The organism is Streptomyces sp. NPDC031340 (genome assembly GCF_055569945.1).
In genome coordinates, this window is sequence record NZ_JBVIIE010000002.1 from 218,306 (window position 1) to 240,306 (window position 22,001).

A 22,001-nucleotide genomic window follows, 5' to 3' on the forward strand; every position below is an offset into this window, starting at 1 on the left:
CTGTGGATTGTCTTTCGTTTGTACAGGTCAGCGACCCAGCGCACCTTCGGTGCGCGCCGGGGGGCGGGTAAATGGCATGCTAAGGGACCCGAATCCCTTGATCAACACCGCAGGGCGGGAGGTCGGGTCTGCTACCTGCAACGATGCCCTCCCGCGCTGGTATTTACGCGTCAGAGACGTGCGGGGGAGCGCGGTGTAACTGTTCGGGTGACCGAGGCGTCGGCTTGGGGGAGCAGGCGAGCGTCCCGCCTGGCGAGGTGGCTCACGGGTGACCTTGGGCCTGTTGAGCAGCGAGATCCTCGATGATGCTGGCCTGCTCGCGAATGTCGTCTGCCTGCGCGGGGGTGGGCTCGTATTGTGTGAGGCTGCTGATCTCTGCTCTGGCCGCAGCGATGTCTCCGGTACGGGCGAGGGCCACGGCTCGGTGAGACCTGAGCCCGACGATGAGTTCGGGCAGGTTGTAGGCCTGGGCGATGGGCAGGAGCTGCCGGTCGATCAGGCTCAGGGCGGCCTGCCCTTCGTCGAAGCGCAGGAAGGTCTCGACCACGTCTTGGCCGAGGTCGACGGCGGATCGCCAGGCCCCGGCGACCATGTAGAGCTTCATCGCAGGGAACGCGGCGCTGCCGTAGTCGAGTTTGAGCTGACGGCAGCACTTGACATGCATGGCGAAGCAGTCGGCGAGGCGCTTGTAGTCGTCGGGCGTCTCGCTGTTCAGGCAGGCTTGTTGCAGTGCCTCGGTGGGGCCGTGGAGGTCGGCCAGGTCCAAGCCGAGGTGATCGCAGTAGGCGTCGGCGAGCTCCAGGGCCTCGGGGCCTGCGGCTCGGTAACTGCCCGCGTGGTAGAGCCCCTGAACGTAGCCGTAGCGCAGAGATCGCTCCAGGAGCGAGGGGGCGGGAACCTCAGCCAGGGCTGTCCTGAACGCAGCATTGAGGGCTTCGATGTCACCGGTGTGCCCGTGCAGTGGGAACTGGCGGGTGGCCACCAGGACCTTCTCGCGTGGTCCGATCCCGCTGCCGCCCTCTGCGGCGAGAGCTTCCATGGCGTGGACGTGGCGTGCGTAGGCGTCCCAATCGGTGTCCCCGTATGCCCAGGTGGCCAACGCACTGTGCGCATCAAGGCGGTCGACGGCGTCCCGACGTGGTTCCTGCGCCACGTCCGCGATCACCGTGCGCAGTTCGCGTGGGAAGCCACCCTCGTAGAAGCCCTCCTGGCTGGTGATCTCCAGCAAGAGGTCGATCTGGCCGGTATCGGCGAGCAGCCGCATCCAGCGGGCCAGCCGCGGCAGCTCCCTGTGGCCCTGGAGAAGATCAGCCAGGGTCTGCTCGACACGGCGGGCGGCTTCCTCGGGCAGATCATACGATGCAAGGAGGGCCAACGGTGCGGCCGCATCGTGGAGTTTGGTGAAACCGTCGGCGAATGTCTGTACGAGGCCGAGGCCTGCGAGTTCGCGCACGGCCCCGGCCGCGGCAGCGGGACGTGTCGGTCCCGCGGAGGCCACCAGCTGCTGCAATTCCGGGCTGCTCAGGGGAACTTCGGCGATGGCCATGAGGCCGGCCATCGTGCGTGCCGGCACGGACAGGTGCCCGAAAGTCTCTGCCAGGATGCGTTCCTGGGCCGTGGGGGCGAGGTGGGTCTGCTCCTGCACCGCCGCGCAGAAGGCGGCACCGTCACCTGCGTAGAGGGTGCGGGTGAGCGCCGCGGAGTTGAGGACGTACAGCGGCAAACCAGCGGTGAGCGCCAAGACCCGCTGTGCGGTTGGGTAGTCCAGGGTGCAGTCTTCGGCGGCGAAGACGGCGGCCACGGTGTCGGTGTCCCAGCCGGGCAAGGACTCGGCAGAGACACCCAGATGCGCGGCGAGCGCGGTCTGCTCCGGGTGGGGGTGGCCCAGCAGCGTGATCCGGGCCGTCGGCAGCGCCTGGACAAGCAGCCGTACGTCGTCGGATGGGAGGTCGTGCACGTTGTCGATGACGACCGCGATGGCTGTGCCGTCGTGGGCCAGTCGGCCGTGCACGGCCCGAAGGACGTCGATGCCGGCCCCGCTCGGCAGGCTGAGGGCATCGGGCCCGCTCAGGTGCCGGGCAGCAACCTCCCGGGCCAGCGCACCGGGCACCACCGCGGGCGGCATCTGGCCGGCATCGAAGTAGGTCACCGGGAGCGGGCACCGGGCGGTGGCGTGCGCCGCCCAGGTCGTCTTCCCGGCCCCGGAGAAGCCCGTCACCAGCCGCACGCGCTGCTCGCCCGTCAGCTCCGGTTCGCTGCCATGCGGCCAGTAGACGTCGGGAACCTGGGGAAAGGCCTGCAGCTCCTCGACGAACTGCTCGTACAGGGCTGGCAGTTCACTGGCATGAAAGGCTCGCCCATGGGCTCCGGCACTCGCGTACTGGACGCGGGCAGCCAGCTTCCACACCAGCGTCTGCGCTCCCAGGGACCCGAACGGGACCTGGGCGGCCTGCTCGGTGCACCACTGCAGGACACCGGTGAGATCCGCAGCAGCGGGCGGCAGCCACGTCTCCTGCGGATCGGGATGGCCCGGCCACAGCAGAGACACGTCCGCCGACCAGTCCGACTGCTGGGTCCGCTGCAGCAGAACCGGACCCGGTGCGGTATTGCTGACCACGACCAGCCTTGGCGTGCCGGGGCGCCGCTCTGCCGTGTGCTCCGCGCGTAGCTTGGCGAACTGCTCGACCGACCCCCTGATGTCGCTCCACATCAGATTGCCCTGCCGGGTCTTGACCTGCAGGTAGAGATACCGATCCGGGAGCACGACCTCCAGGTCCTCGTCCAGCTCCATCAGCAGCGTTTGCGCACCAGCCTGACGCAGCCGCAGCAGGCATCCCACGGCGTACAGGTTCTGGTAGGTGAACCCGCGGTGCAGGGACGTGATCCGCCGCAGCTGTGCCGCATTGAGCGGGGCGGCCGGCCCTGCGGCGGTGTCGCTGGCCAGTGGCGGTTCCTTGTCGTGCACGCCGTCAGGGTAGCGGCCCGCCCGCAGCAGCCGTACGTCCCGCATCGCGGTGTCCGGGCCCGCCGCCTCCCGCAACGCGACGTCGGCGGCCGTCAGAGCGCCGGAGCAGGCAATCTCGCCGTCGCCGAGACCGAATTGGTGCGCAGGGCGCTGGTCAGCGCAGAGTGCAGGGGCCCAAGGGGCCGGGATCCGGAAAAAACTCGCGGACGGAAACGGCATGCCCTCCCAGGACCCCCGGCCCGGGGAGCCTTCCAGGCCGCACCCGCCGTGACGCATGTTCGTCTGCCGAGACGGTCGTGGACCGGCCACGCCGGGCGATGAGAAAGGGCCGAGCCTGCCAGGGCACATGGGGCGTCGAGCAGGACCCACCCCGCAGCGCCGCCGGATGCCTCACTACGGCCTGCAGCGGCCGACCTTGGTGCACGGCATGCCAGGCCAAGCCGGGTCACCACCTCGTGATGGTCACCCGGCGCCGCCCCTGCTCGCGAAGAGGCCGCGTGCCAGCCGTAATCGGGGGCGGCAAGGGCCCCTGAAATTGGCCCTGTTGACGCATGAAATGCCTGATGAGGCCGTGTTGTCAGTGGCGCATGGTAGATGTGAAGACAGGGAGAACTTGTGTGGTTTTCCCGTTAGTTGATCAAAGCCGAGTGAAGAGGCAGGGCATGGTCGAGACGGAACTTCCCGAGCGTGGGGTGGTGTTCTGGCCGGTCGGCACGGGCGACTCCACCACGATCGTGCTCGGCGGCGACCTGGTCCTCCAGGTCGATCTGCGGGACATGAAGGCCGCTGACGAGAAGGGGGCGGTGGTCGCCGCGGTCATCGACCGTCTGGCGGACACTTTGCCGCGCCCGGACTGGCTGGACGGGGAGACCCCCTACCTCGCGGTGTTCGCCCTGACCCACGCCGACCTGGACCACTGCTGCGGGTTCGGTGACCTGCTGGACAGCGACATCCTGATCGGGGAGATCTGGGCAACACCCCGGCTGTGGCGGGAGATCTCCGAGGACAAGACCATGTGCCAGGACGCCCAACTCTTCCAGGACGAGGTCGAGCGCCGCGTCGCCGCCACCCTGGAGGCCCTCGAGAACGGTGAGGAGCCCGCCAGCGGCAACCGGGTACGGATCATCGGCTACGACGACGACCGCGACCAGCACTCCTACAACGAGCTGCCCGACGAGTACTTCACCTTCCCCGGCAAGACGATCACGATGATCGACGGCAACGACCTGTCGGACACGTTCGAGGCGTTCGTCCACGCCCCGTTCAAGGGCGACTGCGCGGGCGAGCGCAACGAGACCTCCCTCGCCCTGCAGATCCGCATGCACACCGGCGACGGCACGACGGGCCGGCTGCTCCTCCTCGGCGACCTGGCCTACCCCACGATCAAGAAGATCTTCGACAACAGCGAGTACTTCGGCAACACCGACCGGGTGGAGTGGGACCTGCTGCTCTCCCCGCACCACTGCTCCAAGAAGGTCATGTACGCCAAGGGCGAGGACGGCGAGGAGGAGCGCAAGCAGGACATCCTCGACCAGTTCGAGACCTACGCCAGTGCGGACGCGCGGGTGATCGCCAGTTCGCGGCCCTTCCGGGACCAGGACGAGAAGGGACACAACCCGCCCCATCTGCTGGCCCGTGACGCCTACCAGGAGATCACCGTGCTGCCGGTACTGTGCACGGGGGAGTACCCCACCCAGGACGAGCCCCGGCCGGTGGTGTTCGCCCTGGACCCCTTCTTCGGGTTTGAACTCGTCGACGTCGCCGAGCTGGAGAGCAAGTCCCTGGTGATGAAGGCCGCCGGCGGTGGCCGCCGGATGCTGGCCGCGCTGGGCACCACCCGCTTCCCGGCCGCCGCCTTCACCGCCACCGCCGCGCTTCCCTCCCCGCGGGCGGCCGCCGCCGCGCGCAGCGCCGTCGAGCAGGCCCGCGGAGACAAGGCCGCACCCGCCACGCCCCTGGGATTCGGTGACGAGTGAGCGAGCGCACCACTACGGCCGTCACGGCCGGCCAGCACCTCGCCCTCGACCAGCTCCGGCAGATCACCAGCTCAGCTCGCGGCGGGGTCTTCCTCGCCCATGTGGACACGGCACCCACGGCCCCTAAGGGCTTCGTGGAGGCGCGCATCAGCGTGGGCTGCGCCGGTCTGCCCCGCGCCGAGGGCGGGCTGCGGCTGCGCAGCGAGGAGCCCGTCACGCTCTACATCCCGCCGGACTTCCCCTTCGAGATCCCGATGGTGTACACCCGGCACAGCCGCTTCGCCGGGGCCCCGCACGTCGTCTGGGCCCATTTCCCGTGCCTGTACCGCTCCACGGCGACGGAGTGGAACCCGGCCGACGGCATGTACGGGTTCATCACCCGCCTGCTGGACTGGTTCAGGGCCGCCGCGGCCGGGGAACTGGATGCGCCCGGCGAGCCCCTGCACCCACCCCACGCGGTGGGCGACTACGCGGACGGTCTGCTCGTCGTCCGTCGCAACGCGCCCGCCGCCGAGGACGACGAGCCGTGGCTGGGCGCGGCCCTCCTGCACCGCATCAGTGAGGAGCGCAGTGACGTGGTCGCCTGGCTCCCCTTCGGCCAACCGTGGCCCGACACCCTCGCCGATGCCCGCGCCGCAGCCCAACTCCCCGACGACGCCGAGGTGTTCCTCGCCCCGGCCGTGATCACCGCAGACCACCTGACCTTCGAATACCCCGACACCGCCCGGGCGCTCATCACCGCACTCGCCCGCGGCCGCATCACCGCACGCATGGTCCTCGGCCTGGTCGGCGTGGCCGCCGACCACAACCGCCGCCTGCGCACTACCGCCGAGCAGACCGGACCGGACGGCACACCGCATCCCCTCACCCCGGTCCACCTGCTGCTGGGCACCCCCTCCCGGGGGACCAGCGGCCACGGCCCCCGCCGGACCCACCTGGTGGCCTGGCACCTGCCCGACTTCGCCGACAAACTCACCCGCCTCGCCGTCACCGCCTACGTCGACCGCCAACTGCCCGAACTCGGCGACGAGATCATGCAGATCGGCGAGGAATGGCTCGACACCCTGACCACCCGGTGGCTCCGCCTGTACGAGGCCCGCCCCGAGGTCACCGTCCGCCGCGACCACCACACCCCGGCGGCCTGGCTGCACGGCAAACGCATCCTCGTCCTGGGCGCCGGGGCACTCGGCGCGCCCGCCGCCGATATCTGCGTCCGTGCCGGTGCCGCCCACCTCACCGTCGTCGACCAGTCACTCGTGCATCCCGGCATCCAGGCCCGCCAACCCTACGCCGACGCCGACATCGGCTATCCCAAGGCCGACATCCTGGCCGCCCGCCTCAATGAGATCGACCCGCACACCACCCGCATTGAGCCCGTCGTCGCCGACATCACCCGCCGTTTCTCCGCCCTTGACGTGCACTCCTTCGACCTGATCCTGGACTGCACCGCCAACCGTGTCGTACGGGCCTACCTCGAACGCGCCCGCCGCGCCGACCCGACCGCCTGGCCGCACCTGGCCACCGTGATGATCGGCTACCAGGCCACCCGCGGTATCGCCGCGCTCTCACCCCGCTTGGCCACCGGCGCAGGCACCGACGTGCTGCGCCGCACCGCCCTGGCCGCCCGCCAGGATCCCACCCGGGCCCTGGCCGACATGGTCGAGGACTTCTTCCCCACCGAGCCCCGCACCGAGCTCTTCCAGCCCGAACCCGGCTGCTCGGACGCCACCTTCACCGGCTCCGCCGCCGACGTCACCGCCCTGGCCGGACAGCTCATGACCGGCATCCTCCACGCCGTCAGCGCCCCCGACGACCGGCACACCATGGCCGCGCTCACCGTCCGCACCCCGGGCGGCCCCACCGACCCCCAGCCCGCCGGGCCTCGCTGGCTGACCTGGCGCAACGACACGATCGTCACCGACGACGCCACCGGCTACGACGTCCGCATCGCCCCCGCCGCCTTCGCCGAGATGCGGGCCGAAGCCCGCCGCGGCGCCCGCGTCCGCGGCCCGCGCGTCGAAACCGGCGGCATGCTGCTGGGCGCCATCGACGACTCCACCGGCATCATCTACGTCGACGAGGCCACCGGCCCGCCCCCGGACTCCCTGCTGAGCGAGGCTTACTTCCAGCACGGCCTGGACGGCGTCACCCGCCACCTCGCCGCCCGCCGCACCGCGACCGGCAACACCAGCCGCTTCCTCGGCCTGTGGCACACCCACCCCCACACCCCGGCACAGCCCAGCGCCACCGACCGCACCGCCATGGAGCTGCTGACCCTGCCCGTGGACGACGCCCCCGCCCGCGCCCTCGTCCTCATCGCCGGCGGACCGCAACCCGTCTGGGACAAATGGCTCGCCACCGGCGACGGACCAGACCTCTACGCCCGCCTCGCCACCCGCACCACCGCGGCCACCACCCCACCAGCAGAGACGCTGCCACCCGGCCGCCCCCGCTCGGCCCTCTGGTGGCCCGGCGGCTACGCCACCCGCCCCACCACCGCCGACAGCACCGTGCCCGCCCCACGCCGATCGGACGACCCCCGCCCATGACCCGCACCCTCGGCCTCGCCCTGTCCGGCGGAGGCTCCCGCGCGGCCGCCTTCCACCTCGGCTGCCTGCGCGCCCTGCACGACCGCGATCTCCTCGACCGCATCCGCGTCGTCTCCGGCATCTCCGGCGGATCCCTGCTCGCCGCCCTGTGGGCCTACGGACCGCCCGACTTCGCCGACTTCGACGCCCGCACCACCGACTTGCTGCGCTCCGGCCTGCAACTCGACATCGCACGACAGGCGTTTACGCCCTCTGCCGTCATCCGCAACCTCACCGCCGCCGCCCGTGCCGGCACCCGCCAACTGTTCACCCGCGCTACTGACGTCAGTGTCGCCCGTCCCGCCAACCGCACCGACGCGCTCGCCGCCGTCCTGGCCCGCAAGGCCTTCGCCACCGCCACCATGGCCGACGTCACCCACCCCGGCCTGGACGTCGTCCTCACCGCCACCGACCTGGCCACCACCAACGCAGTCCGCTTCGGCAGCGCCCGCAGCGGCTGCTCCCGCTACGGCACCATCACCGAGCCCGTCCACGTCGCCACCGCCGTGGCCGCCTCCGCCGCCTATCCCGCCTTCCTGCCGGCTCTGGAGCGCACCTTCACCTTCCAACACCCCGGCGGACACCACGAACAGCACACTGTGCTGCTCACCGACGGCGGCGTCTACGACAACCTCGGCCTGTCCGTCCTGGAACCCGGGCGCTCACCGCACCACACCCAGCACGTCTACGACGTGCCCTTCATCATCGCCTGCGATGCCGGCGTGGGCGAACTCCCCCTGCAGACACCGCACTTCATGACCGGCCGCCTCAGCCGCTCCTTCGTCACCGTCCATCGCAAGGCCCAGGACTCCGCCCGCTCCCGCCTGCATGAATGGGCCGCCAGCGGGCGCATCGACGGCTTCGCCCTGGCCTACCTCGGCATGAAGGACCACCGCCTGCCCGCACCGCCCGCCGACCTCGTCCCGCGCAGCGCGGTCGCCACCTACCCCACCAACTTCCGTGCCATGAACCGCACCCACTTCGACGCCATCACCACCCGCGGCGAACAACTCATGCGCACCGTCCTGCCGATGTACCTGCGCTCTTCCCAGCGCTGACATACAGCGGCCAGCGCATTCCTGCGATGCGCACACCAGGAAGCCCGTCGACCGCAGCGCGGCGAGGGGAGGGTGAGAAACCACGCCCTCAGACCCCGGGCCATCGCCGCGGCGTGCGTGAGCCGGTACGGGCTACAGGTTGCGACGGCAGCTCTCTTGGGCCAGTCCGGGCAGGCCGTGCCGAGACCACCAGTGGAGGTGCCCGTCGGAGAACTGCGGCTGGGTGAGGTCCGCCCCGGTCAGCACGATCGGCAGGACGGGATGAACGAACCCTTGATGATCATTGAGTGTGATCGGGGGATGCGCGCACAGTCTCTGCAGAGCGTCCCGCTCGCTGGGCTCAAGGTGATCGCGGAGCACGGCGGCCAGGAGGTAGCACTCCACCCCCTGCTCCCGAAGGCGGGTCTGAATGGCGGTCAGCACGGCGAGGTCGTCCTGGTTGATGAGATCGCCCGGCCGGGCACTCAGCCCACCCTTGACCTCGCCGACCACCGCCACCGGCTGTGGCCCGTCGTCCAGCACCACCACGAGGTCCACCTCACGCGGCCCACCCGGGAACTCGAAGCTGACGCCGAGCTGGCACGTCATCGTCGTCCCGCCGGCAGCGGGCAGCAAACCGGCAGGAAAGAGCTGCTGGTGGTAACAGGCAAGAACAGTCGCGGCCGCCATCACCGGCCGGGTCTCGGCCATCAGGTTCCGCGTGATGCCATCCGCGAGTCGGAAATGCCAGTCAAAGCGCCGCGGTGATGAGCCCAGGAGATAGCCGAGCGGAAACTGGCGCCCGCAGTGCGAGCAGGCCATTTCCGCTTCCAGCCGAGGCGCGGGCACTGTGGTGAACCCCCTGCACTCAGGGCAGTGAAGCGGGGCGACCGGCTCCAGAAGGCCACGCTGCTGCAGGGCCAGGACCACCTTCGTGGCGTAGCTCGCGCGACCGTCCGGCGTGCTCACGGGCCCCGGCCAGTGCTCCCGGTGCTTGTTGGCGAGTCCTACGAGCCGGTCGTGGACCAGGCCGTCGGCACTCTTGGACGCCGTGTGGAGCACCTGCCATACGGCGGGCTCGCATCCGGCCGCGCTGCTGATGCCTCCCAGGCGGCGGATCAGCCCTGTCACCTTGCGCCCGTTGACCTCCTGGCGCGGCTGCCAGCCGGAACCGCGGAAGAGGCCGTTGAGGATGTCGGCGTTGTCCAGCAGGCACAGGCGCACCTCGTCGGTGCCGCTGTCGGCCAGGACACCGCAGACCCTGCCGCCGCGGGCGGGCCGGTGAAATGGTTCCGGATGATTCGCGGGCTGTGTATCGAGCAGATTGCTCAGCGAACGCAGGTTGGGCACCAGGGGCGTCCAACCGGGATGACCGTCACGCACATCGGTGAAGGTGACGTGGGCCGCCACGATTCCGGCGTAGTGACGGTCCGGCCGCCAGCGGGCCGGCCCCACCGGCGGCATCGGTACGGCCAGAGTCCTCTGTTGCGGCGCAAGGGGCACCGAGAATTCCTTGACCGAGGCAGTCAGGAACGGATGACGCCCACGCCGGGGCAGAGCGTGCTTCACCGAGCTGCCGGGCAGCGCGGTGATGCCCAAGTCATCCAGCAGGACGACGAGATCCTCAGGAATGGGAAGATGCCGGGTGATCACGCTGATCGTCGGTCCCAGGTCGAGACCGTCGCCCCGCACCGAACGGCCGAGTGCGTCCTCGCGTAGGGCGGCGCGGAGCCATTGCTCAGCCACGGCGCGAACCCGGTCGGCATGCGTTGCCGGCCAGGGCAGAACGTGGTGACCGGCAGCCCGGGCGGTCCACAAGAGCATGAGATCAGCGGGATCCGCTGCATCCACCAGGACGATCACGCTCGTGGAGTCGTCCGAGTCGTACTCCACATCGAGGCAGGTCAGGCCGATCGGGGTGACCAGACCCTCGAAGGCAGGAACGGGGGCATCGACCCCGATCCTGCGGCTCTCGGCAACGCGAGCGAAGCGGGACCGCAGTTCGGCCGCGGCAGGATAGTCGCCGTAATGGCCGAACCACACCTCGAACAACGGGCCCAGAGGATCTGCCGTGTCCCACTCGGGCAGCACGAACGCGTGCTGGGGTGCGGGGTCATCCAGCAGCCACTCCACGCCCAACACTCCCGGAGCCGCCAGCGGTTCGTGACTGCCGAAGGGAGTGCCGTGATCAGGCTTCCACCGGTAGCCCTCTTGACCCGCGACCTCACACGCTGCGGAATCGCCCGCCACTGGGTAGAAAACGTCGACCGCAAGAGCCTCGGCAGTGTGAAGAGTGTCCGGGGCGTCGGGCGCCAGCCACGGAAAGTACGCCCCGCCCCAGACACAGGTGCAGGCCTGCACCGCGCTGGAGACGGCCTCGGCGTCAGGCTGGAGAACCATTCCGACCCGAACTGGCCGGACGCAGATCATTCCACTGGCGTGCCCGCTCTGAGCCATCCCGCATGTCCTCGTCCGTCCCGCTCAACAGCGACAGGCTACCGCTCAGGGGCCCCGGGGGCTGTCTGAGTTGGGCGATGTCCGGACCCGTGCATCGCCCGACCTGGCTGCGTGCCATGAGTGATCCGGCTGTGGGACCCATTCGCCCCGCGCTCAGAAAACCATGTGCCGCTGACTGGGCACCAAGGCCCCGTCACCGCCCTTGCTGCCCTGCCCATTCTGACGCCGAACGTGACCTGCTCGTCAGCGCCTGCTCGGACGACGCCAGCATCCGCGTGTGGGACCACCACACGGGACAGGAGGTTCTCCGCCTGGTCACCGGCGCACCCGTCACCTCATTCGTCGTACTCCCCGCCAGCTCCGCCAACCGCACTACCGCTCCCGCGGTCATCGTCGGCAGTCCCACGGGAACGGCCGCTGTCACCGTGCACCTCCAACCTCCAGGCGGCACAATGCGCGAGGACGCCTGAACTCCTTCCAGGCACCGATCCAGAAGGGCCACAGAGCAGCGACCACCCCCACAACGGTGGGTCGGCCCCCGCGCGAACGGAACCCCCGCTGCAGTGTTGACATTTGAGCAATGATTCGCGAATCATGAATCATGTCTCAACAGGACGTGGAGCGGCTGCGTGAGGCGTCCGTGCGGGTCTTCGGCAACCGCTACCGGGCAGAGCTGATGTGGGCGCTCGCGGCAGCGGGCGAGCGGGGCGTGTGCCTGGGAGACCTTGCCGCCGCCCGCAACGCACCGGCGAGTGTCTACCAGGCGCCGATCCGGGCCCTGGTGGAGGCCGGGCTGGCCGAGCGGCTACCGCGGACGCCGGGGGAGCGGCGCCGCTGGTACCGGCGCAGCGACAACGAGACGCTCTGGCAGTGCCTTAAAGGCCTGTTGAGCTGTTTGGCAGAACAGTCCGTACCCATGCGGGTTGGATAGTCGGTGGGGCCGCCGCGTGCGGCCGGAGCCCGGTGAGGCAGGGTGGAGGCCATGGTGACCTTGGCGAACTCCGTGATCAGCCGTTCCGTGCGGACGGCTTCGGCCGCCCTGCTGGAGGCGGGCACCCAGACCAAGGCCGCCTCCCTGCAGGGCATTGAGGCCCTGTTCTTCCACCGGCTGGACGCCGCCGAGCACGCCCGGCGCCAGGACGCCGCCGCAGGACGGCTGGATCGGATGGCGGCGCTGGAAACCCTCCTGACGCTGCCGGTGGGCATCCCCGTCCCCCTCGCTTCCCTCGAGGCCGGCCGGCGGCGGGCCGTACGCGCCCTGCCAGCGGGCGCCGCGGACCGTGACCGCACGACGGTGACCCGGCGCGCGGTCCGGCCGGTGCGCGTGGACCTGGCCGTGGTGCGCGCCGCCGGATGGCGCCAGGGACTGCGGGACGCGGGCCGGTTCGCGCCGTTCTGCCGCCGCGCCGTGCTGCTCACCCGCCGCCCCGCACACCTGGAAGAGCTGCTGGCCGAGGCCGACTTCTACGGCATCGGCGTGTTCCTCGCCGCCGAGCACGGTGTGGAGATGCTGCTCGCGCCGCAGGAGTACCGGCCGCAGCGGCACACCGCCGCCGCCTGGTGCTTCGTCGAGGAGCTGTATCAGCTCCTGCGCTGATGGTCGGCCTCCGCCTGCCCGGTCGCTCCGTCCGTCACCGAGACCGGGGCGGCCAGCGCCCACCGCTTGAGCTGCTGGGGCACCTTGAAGGCGTCCGGCTGCCGCAGTTGCGCGTTCACCAGCGGATACCGCTCCACCGCCGCGCGGCAGCGCTCGTGCCACCACTGCTGGCGCGCCAGCCCGGGAGTGATCGCAGTCAGCGTGCGCAGCCACTCCATCAGCACGGCCACATTGTGCGCGGCGGCCCGTGCCGGCCGTTCGCCAGCATTGCTGGCGAAATCATCCAGTGCCCACACCCCCTCACACGCCGCGCAGCCGCAGACGGGAGCCTCCGCACCGGCGAAGCGGTCGGCCAGGGTCTTGCCGAGGAAGAAATCCATCAGCTCGGCGAACAGCACGTGCGGCGACGTCGAAAAGCCCTTGCTGGTCTTGGCCTTCTCGCCAGGGGCCACGATGTGCCGCAGCCGACTGCCGGCACCGAACGCCGTGAACGTCGCCCCCGCAGCCAGCGCGCCGAAGGCCGCCAGATCGGTGCGCAGCAACGCCGCTCCCGGCACTTCCTCGATCACCCGCCGCAGGTGGTCGACGGCCCGTGCATGACGCGCGAGAGGGTCCATCTGCCCGCCCAGCATGATCGCCTTGGGCCCCTTCACCAGCCGCAAACAGGCGATCAGCTGCCGCACCGCGTCCTCTTCCCGCAGCCAGCCCACGTCGACCGGCGCCGCGAAGACCACCTGCGCATCGTCCAGGTCGGCCACCCGCCGCACCGCCGCCTTGAGGGCATCGGAGTCCTCGGCGCGAATGTAGCCGGTCGGGGTCACCGGGGCGGTAACACCGACCGCCCGCTGCTCCGCCAGCGACACCTCAAGCGGATCGTCGAAGGCGAAGGTGTCCTCCGACGCGGGCGGGAACGGCTCCTCCTCGCTGGCCGCCCGCACCTCGTACACGGCCGGATCGACCAGCAGCGGCCCGCTGAACTGCTCCTGCTCGCGCAGCCTCTTCGCCTTCCGCAGCGCGTTCGTCCCGCACAGCACCAGCCCGCTGCGGCCCGCATCAAGCTGTCCGAGCAGATAACCGACACGGGCTGGAGACACCTGCAGCAGCATGCGCCCCTGCAGAACACCCAGCGCACCGGACAGGGCCTGCGGCGCGTCAGGAGGTTCCGTGAGATCGGAGCGCGGACGCGGCAGCGGAGCAGACGGGTCGATCATGGCCTCACCTTCGAAACGGCTCAGGGGATAACGAGCGGTCGCCTGCCACATACAGGCCCTTGAAGTCCTCGGGCAGCAGGCGGGCGCACGCGGCCGCCTCGTCGATCGCCAGGCCCCGGTCGGACAACAGGGTGTCCACCAGCGCCGGCACACGCGTGGGCCGCTCCAACTCCACCTCGACCGGTTCGGCCGTGCGGTAGCCGAGCGCCGACATCTCCACCATCACCGTGCGGTACTGCCATTCGGTGATGGCGTTCAGGGTGAGCGCGCGCCGCAGCAACGCGCTCATCGACACCCGCCAGACGCGCTTGAGCTCCGCCAGCCGCGCCAAGTCCACACCGTCGGCGAACGCCTGCCGGATATCGGCCGCGGGCATCAGGAACTCCGCGGCGAACGCGTCGGCCTGCTTTTCCTGCTCGCTCGACGTGCCGGGCGCGGGATGCATCACCAGATGGCCCAGCTCGTGCGCGACACTGAAGCGGCAACGATCGCCCGGCGCATGGTCGTTGACCAGGACCAGCGGGACCTGGAGGTCGTCCCACTGACTGACCGCATCCAGCAGCTCACTGCCGAGACTGCGCATCACGACCAGGCCGCCGGCCTCCTCGATCGCGGCGATCACATCCGCCACCGGGCCCCTGGGCAGGCCCCAGGCGCGGCGCACCTGGCGGGCCGCATCCTTGGCCGTCGTGAAGTCATCCAGAAGCACGCGGGAGAAGCGGTGCGGCACGCCCGCTGCCGCGGCGGCCTGCGCGAGACCCGTCACCTGCAGCCGTACCAGGGCGAGTTGAGCGTGGATGCGGCGCAGCGCAGAGGACGACAGAGAGGCTCTCTTGCGGTGATGGATCAGTCCCACCCCCACCCCGCTCACCCGGGGATCCAGGCACAGCAGGTCTACCGGGTAACCCAGGGCGGCGGCATACAGCTGAAGACGATCGTCGGCGACCACAAGGCGTCCCGACTCCGCGCGGCTGACATACCCCTGGGACACGACCGCGGCCCCGGCAGGAGCGGCCTTGGTCATGGCCGCGGCCACGTCGACCTGCGTCATGCCCCGCGACTCGCGCGCGAGTGCGAGCATGCCGGGATGCGCCTGCAGGTCACCGGACGCCATCACACCCCACCACCTCAGATCAGACCTCAAAACATTAACACGAAATATTCCGGGGCTGATTCGGCTTCCTGGTGGGCTCCGTCACAGCCAACAGCCCTCTGCTGAAAGGGCCGTGCAGTAGACCGGAAACCGCGCGGCCGCCCCCGCCGTCCCCCGGTGATCCGGTCACGGCAGGACTCAGCGGGACCGGCCGGGGTCCGGGCCGGTCAGTGACGGCGTGGTCCGCCCTGCAGCGGCTTGCCGACACGCGCCGGACGGCCCCGGACCGACGGCATGATGTGAAGGCCCCGACGGTGCGGGGGAGTTGCGCACCACATCACGTCCGGGAACGGCGCGTGGTACGACGCAAGCGAGAAGAGGAATGCGCAAGTGAACACGGTACGAGCCCGGGTGTGGCAGTTCCAGGTGCAGGAGGCGGTGGTGACCGTCACGGAGGTCGGGCAGGGCGAGTTGCCGGTCGGGCTGGCCCGGCTCATCCACATCAACGCGCTCGCCTGCGACCACAACCGCGTCCTCGACTACCGGACCAAGCAACTCGAGGTCCGTCTCCTTGCCAGCTACCTCCATACCGCCGGGGCCGACGGCCCACTTCGGGTCGATCACCGCGCGTTCACGGCGAGCTCGCGGCATATCCGCGGCTTCGTCGCCGAAAGCTCAGGCCTGGGCATGCTGACGGCGGCCGGTGAAGCGCTCTTCGCCTGGGACAACACGGCGCATCCGCTGCACAGCTTCGACGCACTGCCCGGTAGCCTGACGGACTATCAGAACGACGGGATCCGGCCCGATTTGCTGTTCCACCTGCCCGGCGGCCGGGTTGCGGGAGAGGCCCGCGGCCGACACCGCCGCACCAAGACACTCCTGCCGAAACGGCCCCTTGCCGAGCAGAAGAACCGGCTGCAGGACCTGGCCCGCTGGTCCGCCGCCCACCAGGACCACGCCTACTTCATGAGCTGGGTCTGGATCGGCCGCTCCGGCGTCGCCGTGGACATCTTCCTCCCCCAGGACAAACGCTGGGACGGTGCACTCGACGTCCGCTGGAAGCGGCAGAGCGAAGGCCACCAGTGGCGCTTTCCCGTGCACGAGCGACGGCGCAGACCACCAGAGGGCCCCCTCGGGCAGATGCCGACCGATGAGTCTGAACCGCCGCTCACCCCGCCGTCCGCCACGGACGCACTGCGGACCGCGATGCCGGTGCCCGTCGCTGCCCGCACACAACCCACGGCCGACCCGCTCTCACAGACCGGCCGCCTGGTGCAGCGGCTGTACGACACCGCCCCCGAACTCGATGCGGAATTCGTCGGCAATCCCGTCCGCGGCACCTGGGTACCCGCCGACGCGCTGGGACCTGCCCAGCACGAGGTGCTGCTGGCCGTCCTGGCCGAACAGCCCCCACCCCAGGCCGGCGTCCGAGAGCGCCTCGCACGGGCCGAAGGCCGCTTCGACGCCTGCCTCGACGGACGTCTGCTGACCGTCGTGCGTTCTGCAGCCGAGCCGCCGCCAAGCTGGCAAGACCTGGAAGAGGTGCTGCTGAGCCCGGCGTGACACACACCCAAGCCTGCCCGTAACCGGTAGGGGTGCCCGACGCCCAGGCGTCCAACGGACGCTGCCCAAGGCCCGCTGGACGCCGGGCAGCCTTCCCGCCGGGTGTGGGAGCCCTGTTCTCGGTCATGCCGATCCGGGCAGCTCACTCAGCAGAGCCTTCACGGTCTGCTGCCACCTGCGGGCTTCCTTCCACAACGGGAACCATGCGTGGGCAGTCTGCCGGTCCAGATCGGTGAACTCCTGCAACCTTGACGCCAGTTCAGCGCAACCGGTGCTGTTGTTGCGGGCTGCCGCAGAATGCCGACAGCGCGGGCACGCCGAGCAGCAGGCTGCCGCGAGGATCGTGCTGTCTGCCCCCGGCCGGTTGCGGGACAGACAACACGAAGGGTCATGCGACGCGGAACGGTACCTGCCGCTCGGCCAGCAGCCGGGCCAGCTCGTCGCTCTCCTCGTCGGGCAGGGCGACGGCGGCCAGGCGGCGGGCGCGGGTGACGGCGACGTACCAGACACGCAGGACCTCGTCGGTGGCCGGGTCTGCGGTGGCCCAGCGCTGGACGCTTCCGGCATCGGGCAGTAGCAGCAGGACGCCGTCTGCTTCATCGCCCTTGAGCTGGTGGACGATGTTGGTGCGGATCCCGGTGGCCGCCTGGGGGCGGGACACGGTGGGTTTTCCGGCGGGGCGGCCCTTTCTGCCTTGCGGAGCAGCCCCGGGCAGAGCGGGCCAGGCCTTCATGGCCTGCCAGACCTGCGGCCCCCATTCCCGGTGGGGCGCAGGCAGGCTGTGCAGGAAGGCGAACGCCGTGCGGTTGACCTGTCCGGCCGAGAGACGGTGGCGGGCCATGATGCGGTCGGGGCCGCCGGTCTCGCCCGGGTACCAGTAGCCGAACAGGACGCGCACGGCGACCGCGCAGGCCCGGGCGAGGTCATCGCCGCTGGCGCTCGGGGCGTGGGTGACGGTGCGGGCCCAGGCCAGGCTGGTGATGGCTTTGGTGTTGGGCTTCTCCCGGGTGATGCCCGGCAAGGTGGCGTACTTGTAGGCGGTCACCAGGCAGTCCTTGGCCGGGACGGCGTACTCCTCGGCCAGCGTGCGGAAGGCGTCGACGATGCCGGCACCGGTCGGGGCGTGCAGGTGTCGGCTGCCGGAGTCGACGAACCGGGTGGGCAGCACGAGGACGGGGATGTCGTCGTCGCGCACCACGGAGGTGTCCGGCGGGCGTTGCCCCGTGCGTAGGGTGGACGCGAGCCGGCAGATGACGGGGGAGCTGCGCCAGTTGCCGGTCAGACGGTGCGGGGCGGGGGAGAGCTGAGCGGCGAAGGACTGGAGAGCCCGGGGTTCGGCGCCGCGCCAGGCGTAGATGGCCTGGTCCGGGTCGCCGACGAGAACCAGCGGCAGGCCGGCGTCGTGCAGCAGCTGAAGGGTCGCCAGGTCGGCGGCGGAGCAGTCCTGTGCCTCGTCGACGACGACTTCCGCGAACCGGGAGAGCAGCGGGGGCAGCAGAGCGGCCGCGGTCTTGGCGTGGCGCAGGTTCCACAGGGCCAAGACCCGCGCCTCGTGCCCGGTCAAATAGCCTTCGTCACACCACGCCTTGCGGGTTTCGAAGATCTTCTTCTCCCACTGCGCGCGGCTGTAGGAGGTGTCCTTGATGAGCTGGCGGGTGTCGTAGTCGAGCTTGTCCCAGGCAACAGTCTCGCGCGCTTCGCGGTAGGAGGGATCTATCGTCATGGGGAAGCGGTGCAGGTTGATCTCCCGGTCCGTGCCCTGCACCGGGGCTTTGATGCTTGCCCAGGATTCCAGCAGACGGGGCGTCGGCTGGGCCGCCCGCCGCGGCTTGACCAGGAACTCCCACAGGAACGAGTCGAGCGTGCCGATGAAGTGCGGTGCCTGCACCAGATCGGCGCGGCCCGCCGAGCGGCAGCGCCGGGCCATCTGATCCCGCGCCACCCGCGTGAACGAGATCAGCGCCCGCCCCTTCCGCAGCCGTCGCCGGGGCGACTGCAGATGCCGGTTGGTGATCACATGCGTCTTGCCCGCACCCGGGCAGGCAGCCACGTAGGCAGGCGCGGCCACGGCCATGGCGGCCTGCTGCTGCTTTTCGGCGTCGGCCCGCACCAAATCCGTCTGCTCAGGCGTCGTCATGGCGCGCCCACTGCAGGCGTGCTCGTGTCCTGGGCGGTGATGAAACGGATGGCACCCGCCAGGTAGTCAGGCACCGTGAACGGCACCACCCGGTCGGCCAGCACGTCGGCGAGTTCCTGCGCGAACCGGCCCTTGGAGATCTCGGTGCCCTTCAGGGTTTCTCCGTCCGTGCCGGTGACGGTCCGGCTGGTCTTCGGGACGAACAGCTCCCCGAACGCCAGGGCGGGATCCGTTGCCTCAACGACCTGCTCCCAGCGGTCCTGCGAGTGCGGCGCGCAGCGCAGGAACGCCGCCCGCAAGGCGGTGATGTTGTTCTGCGACCACAGGGCCGGCTCCAGCGTCCTCGGCGCCGCGGCCAGGTGCAGCTCGCCAGGAGAATGCCAGCCGCGCGGCAGCTTCCGCAGCGACTGAAGCCGGGGCGGTTCCGGCTGACCGGGCGCCACGTCCGTGTCGGTGATCAAGGCAACCCGCCGGCCCAGACAGATGCCGTCAACGGGCGCCAAAAGCACCCGCAGATAGACCTCGAACCCCACCCCGTCGACGATCACCCGGGTGGTGCCGAAGAACCGTTCCACCGCCTCGAACGCCTCCCGCTTTGCCGATACATCGGCGCCCTCGTCTGCGGCGAGGACCCGCTCGGCCAGAGCCGGCAGCAGCAGAAGCTCGGAAATACCCTCCACGAGGATCGCCCGCGACGCGAACAGCAGAGCACTCTTCGTGGCATCGAGATAGCGGTCCAGATGCCGCACCCGGTCTGGGCTCAACTGCAGCCGAGGAATGGGCAAAGGCCGCGCCTGCCAGCCGTCCGACAACTCACCCGGGCAGCGCGCCATGACCACCAGGTCCTGAACGCTCGCCGCGGCCGACAGGATGGGGGAGTGGGTGGTGACCACCACCTGCAGATGCCCGGCCGGCTCAGCCGGATCCTCCGACGGCTGCTGGCGCGAGGCGCGCGCCCGCCGCTGCAGGTAACGCAGCAGCAGGGTCTGCAGCTGCGGATGCAGGTGCGCCTCGGGCTCCTCCACCAGCAGCACGGTCAGATCCGCCTCCGCCGCCGCGTCCAGCTCGGCCATCACCGTGGCGATGAACAGGGTGTTGGCGTAACCCAGCCCCGAGGCCGACAACGGGAACGGCTCGGCGGAGACATCACCCAGCAGCATGCGCAGCGACCGGGCGATCGACGCGAACGTCGGTTCGGCCAGGGCCAGTTCACTCGCCTGGGGATGCGCGCCGACCGTCAGATCCCGCAGCGGCTCGTTGATCTTCTCGCTGACCTTGACCACGTCCGGGTCCGCAGCCACCTTCTTCAGCTCGGTGCCGATCCGTTCCACGAAGGCATCGACCTGCTCGTCATCGCCCAGCAGCCCGCGAAGGATCATCCGCACCCGATCCCCGCCCGCCGAGGCCAGCTCCCGCTCGGCATCGCGCAGCGCCGGCAGATAGACATGCCGCACACCGCCCCGCGCCGGAGGGTCCCCCGTGACCGGAAGGCCCGCGCCCTGCGCCCAGACGGTGCTTCCACGCCGCCCGCCCGTTTGCGGCGGCGTCCAGGACACCTGCCATCGGGCGGTACGGCTGTCAGGAGCCCCTTGGGGCAACAGCGCCTCCAGATACGCGCCGCTTTCCCGCGGGCCGATGCCGGCCACGTCCAGCTGCAGGCTGGGGCCGCCCTGCGCGGCCGCGGTGGTGAGGACATCGGACTCCTCGAAATACCGCACGCGCCGCCCATCCAGGGGGTCCGTGAGCAGCCGGAGCGCGTCGATCACGGACGACTTGCCCGCGTTGTTCTCGCCGACCAACACCGTCACTTCCGGCCGCAGCGGAATCTGTACCCGCTCGCACGAACGGAACCGCTCCACCAGCACCTCGGCCACGTACACCGCCCACCCCCATCCCCGGCACATCACTCTGAGTAATAGCGATCATCGGATAATAGTGGGCAGTGTCTGGCGCAGCGTTCAGAACGCGTCGTAAAGCAAAGCGGTCAGCGCAGATGACGGCCCGCGCCACAGGAGTGCCTGCTGCCGTGGGGCCGGGCCCGGCCCCACGTGAGGCGAACCGGGCATCCAGGAGGAACGCCACGTACATCACCAGGCGCTGCAGGCAGTCGTCCCCGAAGCCGATCCGCAACAGCGCCGTGCCTGGTGATGCCCGTCGGCAAGACCCCCCTCGCCTCCGGCAGGCCGGGGCTGGTCTGTGGGGAAAGGACCGGCCCGGGAGCTGCCCGAGACAGCGGTCACGGGTGCCGTGGGTTGTCTCATGCGGTCAGAACTCGTCATCGTCGGGATCGGTGAGGAGCCCGAGTTCTGGATCGTAGTGCAGCGGGGACTGCACATAGCCGTTGTGGAACTGCCAGCCCTGGCGCAGCACCGTCCTGACCGGCGCGAACGCGAGGTTGCCGACCCTACGGCTGGCGCCGAGCGTGGGAACTGCGGTCTGCCCGGGCTCAAGGGAAGGGATCTCCACGATCAGGCGGTGTCCGAGATCCGGCACATAGACGTGCCACGGCGCCAACTGCGCGGGCAGGTGCCCCGGGTAGGGCCGCTCCTCGGTGACCGTTCCGTCCAGCTGAAGCTGGCGGCGCAGGATCTGCGCCAGCCCCGGCCGGTCGCCGCTGCTGGCCGGGATCACACGGTGCACCACCCTGGACTCCACACTCATGCGGCGCAGATGCCCCGAGATGTCCTGGCTGGGGTCCACGGAGTCGCGGTACACCAGCAGTCCGCAGGAGATCGCCATCCATGTGAACAGCAGGGCACGGAACTGCGGGTGCTCCGGCAGATCGGGGTCATCGGCCTGCACCGGCCAGAAGTCGGGCTCGGCGTAGACTTCCTGGTGGAAGGCCAGCCCTCCGTGGATCATCAGCATGGTCGGCTCGGCGATGCCGGCGCGCACACCGGCTGCCGTATCCGTCCACCAGGACCACCAGGTGCCACCATCGTAGGAAGGCCCCCAGGAGACGGCCCGCAGCACCACCCCCCTCTCGATGCTCACCGGCGGCTCTTCCCACACCATCAGTCCGGACGGCGAGGGCACAATGCTGGCGATCTGGGCGATGCACGGGATACCCGCCAGCCAGGCGACGCTCTCGGCGGCTTCCCGGGTGATGTAGAACAAGTCCGCTTTGCGCAGCCGGCGGCCTTCCGCGTTGGCCAGGGCGGCCGCCTGATCCTGCACCCGCTTCAGCGCCGCCACGGCGGGCGGCATCAAGAACGTCACGCCCTCCTGCTGCAGCATGTCCGCCCACAGTTGGGGCGCGTTGTAGTGAAGGAAGTCCAGTGTCTGCAGCCACAGGGCATGCACGTCCTGGATGCCGGTCCGGTCGACGCTCATAGGGGGCTTGTCCTTGAGAGGGATGCGGGTGAAAACGGTGCTGA

Annotated in this window: 13 protein-coding genes; 6 read left to right on the plus strand and 7 right to left on the minus strand. The window is 70.2% G+C overall.

Annotated features, from left to right (window positions below; translation table 11 throughout):
• Positions 1-262: 262 nt before the first annotated feature.
• Positions 263-2,965, minus strand: a complete 2,703-nt coding sequence (locus ACZ5GT_RS02435; protein ID WP_469013020.1) for a P-loop NTPase family protein — start codon at positions 2,963-2,965, stop codon at positions 263-265.
• Positions 2,966-3,627: 662 nt separating this feature from the next.
• Here ACZ5GT_RS02435 and ACZ5GT_RS02440 point away from each other — a divergent pair.
• The 3 genes from ACZ5GT_RS02440 to ACZ5GT_RS02450 are packed head-to-tail and all read left to right on the plus strand — an operon-like array spanning position 3,628 to position 8,587.
• Positions 3,628-4,941, plus strand: coding sequence for a ComEC/Rec2 family competence protein (locus tag ACZ5GT_RS02440; protein WP_450192429.1), 1,314 nt, complete (start codon positions 3,628-3,630; stop codon positions 4,939-4,941).
• Positions 4,938-7,490 carry a ThiF family adenylyltransferase gene (locus ACZ5GT_RS02445; protein ID WP_469013025.1) on the plus strand — a complete coding sequence of 851 codons (2,553 nt, stop codon included), beginning with the start codon at positions 4,938-4,940 and terminating at the stop codon, positions 7,488-7,490. The genes ACZ5GT_RS02440 and ACZ5GT_RS02445 overlap by 4 nt, the downstream gene beginning before the upstream one ends.
• Positions 7,487-8,587, plus strand: a complete 1,101-nt coding sequence (locus ACZ5GT_RS02450) for a patatin-like phospholipase family protein (RefSeq protein ID WP_450192425.1) — start codon at positions 7,487-7,489, stop codon at positions 8,585-8,587. Before ACZ5GT_RS02445 ends, ACZ5GT_RS02450 begins: the two co-directional genes overlap by 4 nt.
• A 132-nt stretch (positions 8,588-8,719) precedes the next feature.
• Here the strand turns inward: ACZ5GT_RS02450 and ACZ5GT_RS02455 are convergent, their stop codons facing one another.
• Positions 8,720-10,699 (minus strand): hypothetical protein, encoded by a 1,980-nt coding sequence (locus tag ACZ5GT_RS02455; RefSeq protein ID WP_469013031.1) that lies wholly within the window; start codon positions 10,697-10,699, stop codon positions 8,720-8,722.
• Between the two features lie 925 nt (positions 10,700-11,624).
• On the opposite strand from ACZ5GT_RS02455, the gene ACZ5GT_RS02460 reads away from it, so the two are divergent.
• Together ACZ5GT_RS02460 and ACZ5GT_RS02465 are read left to right on the plus strand one after the other, a co-directional pair.
• Positions 11,625-11,954 (plus strand): hypothetical protein, encoded by a 330-nt coding sequence (locus ACZ5GT_RS02460; protein ID WP_451378170.1) that lies wholly within the window; start codon positions 11,625-11,627, stop codon positions 11,952-11,954.
• 51 nt (positions 11,955-12,005) lie between these two features.
• On the plus strand, positions 12,006-12,620 hold the full coding sequence (locus ACZ5GT_RS02465) for a hypothetical protein (RefSeq protein ID WP_469013036.1): 615 nt from the start codon (positions 12,006-12,008) through the stop codon (positions 12,618-12,620).
• Here ACZ5GT_RS02465 and ACZ5GT_RS02470 read toward each other — a convergent pair.
• Both ACZ5GT_RS02470 and ACZ5GT_RS02475 read right to left on the minus strand, forming a co-directional pair.
• On the minus strand, positions 12,605-13,831 hold the full coding sequence (locus ACZ5GT_RS02470) for a hypothetical protein (RefSeq protein WP_469013037.1): 1,227 nt from the start codon (positions 13,829-13,831) through the stop codon (positions 12,605-12,607). The two genes, ACZ5GT_RS02465 and ACZ5GT_RS02470, sit on opposite strands and share 16 nt — an antisense overlap.
• 4 nt (positions 13,832-13,835) lie before the next feature.
• Complete coding sequence (locus ACZ5GT_RS02475; RefSeq protein ID WP_469013039.1) at positions 13,836-14,945, minus strand: ImmA/IrrE family metallo-endopeptidase; 1,110 nt, start codon at positions 14,943-14,945, stop codon at positions 13,836-13,838.
• Positions 14,946-15,314: 369 nt separating this feature from the next.
• Between ACZ5GT_RS02475 and ACZ5GT_RS02480 the strand changes: the two genes are divergently transcribed.
• Positions 15,315-16,487 carry a hypothetical protein gene (locus ACZ5GT_RS02480; protein WP_383463737.1) on the plus strand — a complete coding sequence of 391 codons (1,173 nt, stop codon included), beginning with the start codon at positions 15,315-15,317 and terminating at the stop codon, positions 16,485-16,487.
• Between the two features lie 388 nt (positions 16,488-16,875).
• On the opposite strand, the gene ACZ5GT_RS02485 is transcribed toward ACZ5GT_RS02480, so the two are convergent.
• The 3 genes from ACZ5GT_RS02485 to ACZ5GT_RS02495 all read right to left on the minus strand — a co-directional run bounded on the left by ACZ5GT_RS02485 (position 16,876) and on the right by ACZ5GT_RS02495 (position 21,957).
• Positions 16,876-18,624, minus strand: a complete 1,749-nt coding sequence (locus tag ACZ5GT_RS02485; protein ID WP_469013043.1) for a UvrD-helicase domain-containing protein — start codon at positions 18,622-18,624, stop codon at positions 16,876-16,878.
• On the minus strand, positions 18,621-20,498 hold the full coding sequence (locus tag ACZ5GT_RS02490) for an ATP-dependent nuclease (protein ID WP_469013044.1): 1,878 nt from the start codon (positions 20,496-20,498) through the stop codon (positions 18,621-18,623). The genes ACZ5GT_RS02485 and ACZ5GT_RS02490 overlap by 4 nt, the downstream gene beginning before the upstream one ends.
• Positions 20,499-20,889: 391 nt before the next feature.
• A complete protein-coding gene (locus tag ACZ5GT_RS02495) occupies positions 20,890-21,957 on the minus strand; it encodes a hypothetical protein (protein ID WP_469013047.1) in 1,068 nt (355 codons plus the stop codon).
• Positions 21,958-22,001 lie beyond the last annotated feature (44 nt).

What these genes read in the sequence shown, in the direction of transcription:
- ACZ5GT_RS02440 (WP_450192429.1), top strand. Translation starts at nt 3,628, where the DNA reads ATGGTCGAGACGGAACTTCCCGAGCGTGGGGTGGTGTTCTGGCCGGTC.
- ACZ5GT_RS02450 (WP_450192425.1), top strand. Translation starts at nt 7,487, where the DNA reads ATGACCCGCACCCTCGGCCTCGCCCTGTCCGGCGGAGGCTCCCGCGCG.
- ACZ5GT_RS02460 (WP_451378170.1), top strand. Translation starts at nt 11,625, where the DNA reads ATGTCTCAACAGGACGTGGAGCGGCTGCGTGAGGCGTCCGTGCGGGTC.
- ACZ5GT_RS02465 (WP_469013036.1), top strand. Translation starts at nt 12,006, where the DNA reads ATGGTGACCTTGGCGAACTCCGTGATCAGCCGTTCCGTGCGGACGGCT.
- ACZ5GT_RS02470 (WP_469013037.1), bottom strand. Translation starts at nt 13,831, where the DNA reads ATGATCGACCCGTCTGCTCCGCTGCCGCGTCCGCGCTCCGATCTCACG.
- ACZ5GT_RS02475 (WP_469013039.1), bottom strand. Translation starts at nt 14,945, where the DNA reads ATGGCGTCCGGTGACCTGCAGGCGCATCCCGGCATGCTCGCACTCGCG.
- ACZ5GT_RS02485 (WP_469013043.1), bottom strand. Translation starts at nt 18,624, where the DNA reads ATGACGACGCCTGAGCAGACGGATTTGGTGCGGGCCGACGCCGAAAAG.
- ACZ5GT_RS02495 (WP_469013047.1), bottom strand. Translation starts at nt 21,957, where the DNA reads ATGAGCGTCGACCGGACCGGCATCCAGGACGTGCATGCCCTGTGGCTG.